Annotated in this window: 9 protein-coding genes; 3 read left to right on the top strand and 6 right to left on the bottom strand. The window is 46.1% G+C overall.

Annotated elements, in window-relative coordinates:
- Positions 1-234 precede the first annotated feature (234 nt).
- On the top strand, positions 235-1,290 hold the full coding sequence (locus tag QT992_RS21855; protein ID WP_333318188.1) for a WD40 repeat domain-containing protein: 1,056 nt from the start codon (positions 235-237) through the stop codon (positions 1,288-1,290).
- A 197-nt stretch (positions 1,291-1,487) separates the two neighbouring features.
- Here QT992_RS21855 and QT992_RS21850 read toward each other — a convergent pair whose 3' ends face one another.
- Both QT992_RS21850 and QT992_RS21845 read right to left on the bottom strand, forming a co-directional pair.
- Positions 1,488-2,324 (bottom strand): metal ABC transporter permease, encoded by an 837-nt coding sequence (locus QT992_RS21850; protein ID WP_333318190.1) that lies wholly within the window; start codon positions 2,322-2,324, stop codon positions 1,488-1,490.
- 432 nt (positions 2,325-2,756) lie between these two features.
- Positions 2,757-3,476 (bottom strand): metal ABC transporter ATP-binding protein, encoded by a 720-nt coding sequence (locus QT992_RS21845; RefSeq protein WP_333318194.1) that lies wholly within the window; start codon positions 3,474-3,476, stop codon positions 2,757-2,759.
- A 90-nt stretch (positions 3,477-3,566) separates the two neighbouring features.
- Between QT992_RS21845 and QT992_RS21840 the strand changes: the two genes are divergently transcribed.
- Entirely contained in the window at positions 3,567-4,643 is a 1,077-nt protein-coding gene (locus tag QT992_RS21840; RefSeq protein WP_333339969.1) for a metal ABC transporter solute-binding protein, Zn/Mn family, read from the top strand.
- Positions 4,644-4,915: 272 nt separating this feature from the next.
- On the opposite strand, the gene QT992_RS21835 is transcribed toward QT992_RS21840, so the two are convergent.
- The gene (locus tag QT992_RS21835) at positions 4,916-5,176 is read right to left on the bottom strand and encodes a DUF7219 family protein (RefSeq protein WP_006631574.1); all 261 of its coding nucleotides are present in this window, start codon (positions 5,174-5,176) and stop codon (positions 4,916-4,918) included.
- A gap of 289 nt (positions 5,177-5,465) precedes the next feature.
- Entirely contained in the window at positions 5,466-5,633 is a 168-nt protein-coding gene (locus tag QT992_RS21830; protein ID WP_333241518.1) for a metallothionein, read from the bottom strand.
- Positions 5,634-5,779: 146 nt separating this feature from the next.
- Between QT992_RS21830 and QT992_RS21825 the strand changes: the two genes are divergently transcribed.
- On the top strand, positions 5,780-6,187 hold the full coding sequence (locus tag QT992_RS21825; RefSeq protein ID WP_333318198.1) for a metalloregulator ArsR/SmtB family transcription factor: 408 nt from the start codon (positions 5,780-5,782) through the stop codon (positions 6,185-6,187).
- Between the two features lie 146 nt (positions 6,188-6,333).
- Here the strand turns inward: QT992_RS21825 and QT992_RS21820 are convergent, their stop codons facing one another.
- The gene (locus QT992_RS21820; protein WP_333107044.1) at positions 6,334-6,531 is read right to left on the bottom strand and encodes a heavy-metal-associated domain-containing protein; all 198 of its coding nucleotides are present in this window, start codon (positions 6,529-6,531) and stop codon (positions 6,334-6,336) included.
- Positions 6,532-6,956: 425 nt separating this feature from the next.
- Positions 6,957-7,817 (bottom strand): 3-deoxy-7-phosphoheptulonate synthase, encoded by an 861-nt coding sequence (gene aroF, locus QT992_RS21815; RefSeq protein ID WP_333339965.1) that lies wholly within the window; start codon positions 7,815-7,817, stop codon positions 6,957-6,959.
- Positions 7,818-8,433 lie beyond the last annotated feature (616 nt).

Genomic DNA, 8,433 nt, shown 5'->3' with positions numbered 1-8,433 from the left:
AAGATGAAAATTCATCTTTTGTGGGATGGAACAGGCAAGATGCCTGTTCCACAAGATGAAAATTCATCTCTTGTGGGATGGAACAGGCAAGATGCCTGTTCCACAAGATGAAAATTCATCTTTTGTGGAATGGAACAGGCAAGATGCCTGTTCCACAAGATGAAAATTCATCTTTTGTGGAACGGGCATCTTGCCCGTTCTTAAGAAGAGTACAACATCTCAGATTCAATAAATATGGGTAGCAAAAAGACAAATAAAAGTGAACAAACCCTAGCAATTCATGCCGAAGCAATGCTGTCTGACTACGTAACTGCTGTTACTTGGTCGCCGGACGGCACAACTTTAGGAGTCTGTTCTGCTGCGGGCGAAGTGATGCTGGCGAAAGTAGGGGCAGTTAATGAATTGTCCTTGCAAACGCTACAAAGTGCTACGGAGAAATCAGCCGATTGCTTGTCTTTTTCCCGCGACAGCCAATTCCTAGCTGCGGGCGGACAAGATGGAAAAGTGCGAATTTGGCGCGTTAATTCTGGGGAATTAATGGCTGATTTGGATAACCAGCGCGTCTGGGTTGATAAGTTAGCTTGGAGTCCCAACTGCAACCAGTTAGCTTTCAGTATGGGCCGCTACGTTCAAGTCTGGAATGCTGAGGATAATGTTGTTGAAGTAACGCTGAATTTCGAGTCATCATCTATCCTTGATTTAGCATGGCATCCGATGGTTCAATATCTGGCAGTTAGCGGCTATCAAGGTGTCAAAGTTTGGCATGGTGAAGACTGGGACGAAGACCCGGAAATTTTATCAGTACCCTCCGCAACAGGTGCAGTTTCTTGGTCGCCACAAGGGGAATATTTAGCTTGCGGCAATATGGACAATACTCTAATTGTTAATGAATGGGGTAATTTTGAACCGTGGGTAATGCAGGGTTTTCCTGGGAAAGTTCGGCAGTTAGCTTGGTCGGATAAAACTAATTCCTTGGGTGCGCCTTTGTTAGCTGCTGCGAGTTCTGAAGGGATTTCAGTGTGGGAAAAACACGCTGATGAAAGTGTCGGTTGGGATTCTTGGGGGTTAGAAGTGCATGAAAATGTGGTAAATGCGATCGCCTTTCAACCTAGCACATTTTTATTAGCTTCCGCATCCGCAGACGGTCAAGTTTGTTTGTGGTACGAAGCAGAACAATTGCTGCAAATTCTAGAAGGTGCAGAGGGCGGTTTTTCCTGTCTGGCATGGCATCCCGAAGGCCAGTTTCTCGTCGCTGGTGGCTGTGGAGGCGAATTGCTGGTTTGGTCATAAATCTATGCGCGGCCAAGGGTTCGGGCGGCGGTAAGTTCGCATAACGGGCGCACCAGTTTGACCAAAACATAAACAATTGAAAACTTTAGGACTTACCCACGGGTATCCAGAAACCGGGTTTTTCGAGCGTATACTTCGTTGCAGACTGCATCGAGTAAAAAACCCGGTTTCTAAGCGTCGAAGTGCGTCCTGGAGTGTTATCCTCTCTTTCTGGTCAAAATCCCTTGAGTGGGACTGAACAGCAAAGCTACTAAAAATAACCCAAAAACAACTAATACAATTGCCGCACCAGACGGCATATTCCAATAATAGCTGAGATACATACCAGTTACGCTAGCTGTAATTCCAATAATAGCTCCTAATCCCATCATTAAATGTAGCTCTTTTACCAACAAATACGCCGTTATTCCCGGCCCGATTAACAGCGAAATTACTAACAACGCCCCCACAGTTTGCAAACTCGCAACAATCGTCAGCGTAATCGCCGAAATCATCCCCAAATAAATCCAGTTTACAGGCAAACCGCAGGCTTGCGATCCCAGGGGGTCAAAAGTATAAAATAGCAGTTCTTTATAAAACATTTTAACGGTCGCCAAAATTATCAAAGTTATGACAAAAGTCTGCTGCACGTCAGCAGGCGCAACTGACAAGATATTCCCGAACAGAAACCCGTCTAAGTCTAATTTGGTTGTCCGCAAGAGGCTAATCAGCGTGATGCTAAGTGCTAAAAATGTAGATAAAATTAATGCCATCACAGCATCAATTTTTAGGCGCGATTGTGATTGAATCCACGCCATAATCCCGGCGCTGATAATTCCCGATATAAACGCGCCGATCGAAATATTGAAACCTAAATAAAAAGCCACCGGCAATCCGGGTAATACTGAATGGGCAATCATGTCAACCATCATTCCCATTTGCTGTACAATTAAATAGGAGCCAACAACGGCGCAGAGAATTCCTAGCAAAACGCCGACGGCGATCGCATTTCGCATGAACTCGAATTTGAGGGGCTCAATTAGCAAATTTAACATTGAATTAGGTCAATAATAGGATTTTTTCAACTACAATCCACTTCACAGGCGGGACGCCCGTGCCACAGTCAATTAATTGCACAGGCAAGATGCCCGTGCCACAATTAATTGCACAGGCAAGATGCCCGTGCCACAATCCACTTCACAGGCGGGACGCCTGTGCCACATTCAATTAATTGCACAGGCGGGACGCCTGTGCCACATTCAATTAATTGCACAGGCGGGACGCCTGTGCCACAATCCACTTCACAGGCGGGACGCCTGTGCCACAATTAATTGCACAGGCGGGACGCCCGTGCCACAGTCAATTAATTGCACAGGCAAGATGCCCGTGCCACAATTAATTGCACAGGCAAGATGCCCGTGCCACAATCCACTTCACAGGCGGGACGCCTGTGCCACATTCAATTTTAAAGATAAATCTTTTTTTGGTTACGCTGACACTAAACTTAAATCGTATCCATAGGCTTTTTGAATATTGGCGGCGGTGAGGACTTCCCGCCAGGAACCAGTCGCAATTAACTGCTTGTTGAGCAATAATAAATTGTCGTACTGTTTTAAAGTTTTGCCTAAATCGTGGCTGATTACTAGCAATGTTTTATTTTCGGCTTTAAGTTCGGCAAAAATATCGAAAATAATTTCTTCTGTTGCTTTGTCGATCGCGTTAAAAGGTTCGTCGAAGAAGAATAAATCGGCTTGTTGGGCGATCGACCTCGCTAAGAAAATCCGCTGCTGCTGTCCGCCAGACAGTTCGCCAATTTGCCGATCGCGCAAATCCCACATTCCTACCCGCAGTAAAGCAGCTTTTACCAATTCTTGCGACTGCTTCGAGGGACTGCGAAACCAACCAGTCTGGACGGTTCGCGCCATCATCACCGCATTCCACACCGTAATCGGATAATCCCAGTCAATTTGCGATCGCTGCGGCACATAAGCCACCCGCGACAACTGTTGCTTCAGCAGTCGCCCCTGATATTTCACCAAACCCCGACAGGCCGGGATCAATCCCAGCATCGCTTTCACCATCGTGCTTTTCCCCGCGCCGTTGGGGCCGAACACACCGGTTAATTGTCCGGGATCTAACTGGAAATTCACGCTGTTGATGGCCGAGATTCCTCGATAATTGACAGCTAAGTCTTGCACTTCTAACATAATCCGAGATTTTGAGAACGATTCTTGTTCGTAGCTACTACAATAGGATAACTCGAAAAAGCAATAACGATTATCGTTCCAAAGGTGAAAATGTTAAAGAACTGGGCTGGAAAAAGCGGCAGATTGTGCGGTGCGGCTGTTTTGGCAATTGGCTGCGGACTGGTTGGGTGCAGTGGAGGGCAGAACGCAACCAATCCGGTGTCAGAGAGTCCGGCCGCGACTCAAACTCAAGCCAGTCCCGCCGCCAACTTGCCCAAAGTCGTCGCCACGACTGGCGTTATCTGCAACCTAACTAGAGAAATCGCTCAAAGTTCGATCGACACTACCTGTCTAATTAAGCCGGGAGACGACCCCCACGCCTATCAAACCAAGCCGGAAGACCGCAAAGCGATTGAAACGGGCAATCTGATTTTATACGGAGGCTACAACCACGAACCAAGCATCATTAAGTTAATTGAATCTAGCAGTAATTCCGCACCCAAAATCGCCGTCCACGAACTCGCCGTTCCCAAACCCCTGATGGGCGAACACGAGCACGGACACGGCGAAGAGAAAGCGGAAAACAAACCCCATGCAGAAGGCGAAAAAGTCCCTGACCCTCACGTTTGGCATAACGCTCAAAATGGCATCCGTATGGTAGAAATAATTCGGGATGAATTGATCGAAGTTTCCCCCGCCAATGCTCAACTTTTTACAAAAAATGCAGCAAGCTTAACAGATGAGTTGCAAAAAATAGATACTTGGATAAAAGCTCAAATTGCGACTCTTCCACCAGAAAAACGCAAGTTAGTAACAACTCATGATGCTCTGAGTTACTATGCCGATGCTTACGGTTTGGAGATGGCTGGAGCTTTGCAGGGTGTGACGACTGAGGAACAGCCCACCGCCGCAAGAATTGCCGAATTGTCCTCAGAAATTAAGACCGCAGGAGTGCCGACAATTTTTGCCGAAACTACAACTAATCCGAAGTTGATGGAGACTGTGGCGAGGGAGGCAAATGTCAAAATTTGGGACAAAGAACTTTACAGCGACGAGTTGGGCGGCCCCGGCACGGGTGCTGATACATATCAGGGAATGCTGAAAACTAATACTTGCGCGATTATTTCTGGCCTCGGTGGCAATTGTACTTCCTTTGCCGGAGAAACTGCACCCAATTCCAAACCCTAGACTTTCTAAAGTTCGCCTACTAGCAACCACCTTATATTTCAAGAGGGTTCAGTTAAGCTTGATCCCCCCTAACCCCCCTTAAAAAGGGGGGACAAGAACTTACTCAAAGTCAACCCCTACTCCCCTTCTTAAGGGGGATTTAGGGGGATCTCCGAGGAATAAATAGTTTTAACCCAAGCGTATTGCCTTACATTTGTTGGGTACGCAGCAAAAAGCAGCGCTGGCAATCGCAGGGGTTTTCGATTGCAAACGCTGCGTTGGCTGCGATGACTTTAAGGTGAATTTTGCTCCTCGGTACTGGGGGGTTTTTGGCCAATTCCCAATTGTTTCTTAGAGGATTTTAAGTCTTTCCAAAGCATCTTAATATCTTTATAGGCTTTCTCAGCGCTAATTTTCCCCCCTGTTTCCAGCGAGCAAATATAAGTTATTTTTTGAGCAAACTCCTGCAAGTTGGCATTAAACGCCAAGTTTTCTGGCGTGAAATCACCGTAGTAGCGATTGCGAGGATGTAAAAAATCTTCCCGCTCTTTCATTGCCCCCTCCTAATTAAACTTTTGGTATTCAACTTTTGGTTCGGTCTCTGCTGTTAATAGCACTATTTGTACTCAGTATCGCGGCGCTAACTTGCTTCTATTGTATTGCGTAAGTAGCAGTTGTGCTTTTTGGCTCTGTATTTAGTCTATTAATGCAGTCTTAACCTTAAGTTAGCTTTATTTTAACTTTTCTTTAACCTAAAAGCAAAAAAATTGGGAAATGCGCGGTTCGCATCTCCCTTTAGATATATTTGGCAGTTGGTGATTAATCTTTTGTGAAGCCGAATATTTATTTGTTGCACTCGCAGCCGGTGTGGCCGCAGCCTTGGCCGTTGGGGTGCCCGTTAGCGCAAGCACTGGAACAGTATGTTTTGCCGTCTTTTTCAATGGCTTCGCTGGGGCTGACCACGCACGAACATGAAGGACAGGCACATTTTGTTTGGGTGGCGGTAGTCATTTGAGCTTCTCCTGGTGGGGTTGTTTATCTCTACTAATATCTGAACACATATTCAGATATTAGTCAAGGGAATGTAAAAGTTTTGTTACAAAAGGTTTGTCGATCGCACTAAAATGAAAATGAGAATTAAAACTAGCCGGGAAAAGATGTCACCCAACTCTGCTGTTAATGGAGCGATAAGTCAGCCTCCCGCACAAAACGATACACCAATGTGCGATCGACCGCACTTGGTTGACAGTGTGCGGGCCGGGGACATCCAAACACAAGTTCTCAACACCGCAAAAGCTCAGCGGATGGCTGAGTTTTTCAGTCTTTTGGGAGATGCGAATCGGCTGCGGCTGCTGTCGGTTTTGGCAAAACAAGAACTGTGCGTGTGTGACTTAGCTGCGGCGTTGAGTATGAGCGAGTCAGCAGTATCGCACCAGTTGCGGGCATTGCGGGCGATGCGGTTGGTAAGTTACCGCAAGGTTGGGAGACAAGTTTTTTATAGTTTACTCGATCGCCACGTTTTTGAACTTTACCAAGCCGTCGCCGAACACTTAGACGAAGAATAATCTTTTGGGCATTGGGCAAACAGGGCATTGGGCAAACAGGGCATTGGGCATTGATAATGGATGTCAAATTCTGTAGGGGCGGCTTTTACGAATAATCTCGGCCTAATACCAATAATCTCGTAAACCCGCCCTCACCCAACTCAATATCAATCTTGGACGGTGTGGCCCGTAGCAACAACCGCCTGTGTAATTGATTCTTCAGAAGCTTGAGCCTCAACCGTAACAGTCTTAGCTGCGACATCCACATTGACAGTAGCTTCGGAGTCAACAGTTTTGATGGCTTTGGTAATTGTATCACCGCAGCCGGAACAGACGATCGAGGGAACGTTAAGTAGTATTGCCATAATTAAGCAAAATTTCGTAGATGACAGTATTATTTTTTATTTTAATCTAAATTCGTGAAACACGCGCTTTCCCCGATTCCGGCAGGGGTTTAAACCCCTGCCTCAAAGCTCAATTCGGTTAAAACTGATATGTTGCACCATTCTCAATTAGCCTTTTATGAACAGGCAAGATGCCTGTTCCACAAGAAAATCTACTCTTTGTGGAACGGGCCGGAGAGCCCGTTCTTGAGAATGGTGCAAGATGTGAGTTAAAACTGATATGTTGCACCATTCTCAATTTATGAACAGGCAAGATGCCTGTTCCACAAAAGATAAATTTTATTGTGGAACAGGCATCTTGCCTGTTGCTGACAATGGTGCAAGATATCGGTTAAAACCGAATGTAGAGTTTGACGTTAAAAATTATAGATTATTTCCTACTAATATCACTTCAAACTTAATACCTCAGAGTGCACATTAATATCGGGTATGCAGCGGCCAACGGCGGCGGCTACAGGCCGCAAACTCGCAACTAAATCAATCATATCTGGTAAAGAAAGAGCTTGCCGCGCGTCAGAAACGGATTTTTCCGGTTGCGGGTGACATTCAATAATTAATCCGTCTGCACCGCAAGCAACCGCTGCTTTGGCTAGTGGTGCGACTAATTCTCGCTTGCCGACGGCGTGAGAAGGGTCTACTATTACTGGCAAATGAGTTAACTGTTTCAGCGCTACGACTGCACCTAAATCTAATACATTCCGGGTGTAATTGTCGAAGCTGCGGATGCCTCTTTCGCAGAGAACTACATGAGGATTTCCGTGACTGAGAATGTATTCGGCGGCCATCACAAATTCTTCGATTGTGGCTGACAAGCCGCGTTTTAGCAGGACGGGTTTTCCGGCTTGACCGATCGCCTTTAGTAACTCGAAGTTTTGCATATTCCGACTGCCTAGTTGCAGCATATCAGCATAGGTGACAACTGGATCGATTTGGGCGATCGACATTACCTCTGTCACCACGGGTAAACCGTAACGCCGGCTGACATCGGCTAAAATTTCCAGTCCCTCAATTCCCATGCCTTGGAAAGCATAGGGAGATGTGCGAGGTTTGTAGACTCCGCCTCGCAAAGCTTGCACGGATGCGGCGGATAGTTGGCGGGCGACTGTTTCCATTTGTGCGGAACTTTCGACGGTACAGGGGCCACCGATGATTAATAATTCTGTGCCGCCGACTGAGACTGTTTCTGAGAGTTTGACAATTGTTTGGTGTTCGGGATGAGATTTGGTGACGAGTTTGGCTTCTAACATGAGGGAATTTTCCTGGGAAATTTAAGTGGGTGGTTGACAACAAAAAACCCGGAACTTTTAAGAGTTCCGGGTTGGTGCGAAAAGACAGCGCGACAATTTACCCAGAACTCTTGTTGGGCCAAAAATAAAAGCTGTTGTACCAGTTACTAAATAATGTCATTGCTGTTTTCGCTTGTACTCGATTGGTTGTTGGGGAAAGAAGTAGAAAAAACAAAACCGCAGGTGTTAATCTGCGGTTCGCCCGGATGTTCACAGTGAATTGTAAATTCACTCCGGGCGAACTTGGGGGTACCAAAAATAAAAATAGCTGTTGGCTGTGAACTTGGCTGTGAACATAGCTGAAGTGCTGCGATTTGTGGGTTAAACACAATACTATTCGATAACCTAGCACAGACTGGTAGCAATGTCAAGCATTTTTTTGCAAAATGTATGGAAACGGCAATGGCGTTTAAGTCGCAATACGGTTCAGTTAAGGAAAATTGTAGCGAAAATGTTGGGTTTCTATTTTGAGAAAAAGATTTGTAGGGGCGGGTTTCACAAACAATCATCGTCAATAATCCACAATCTCGTAAACCCGCCCCCACCCAACGGTAAATCGATATATACGTTTGGAGGA

It is taken from the genome of Microcoleus sp. T3_D1 (assembly GCF_036700405.1).
Lineage (GTDB): Bacteria > Cyanobacteriota > Cyanobacteriia > Cyanobacteriales > Microcoleaceae > Microcoleus.
The sequence above is the reverse complement of the archived record's forward strand: the minus strand, read 5'-3'. Positions and strand labels throughout refer to the sequence as shown.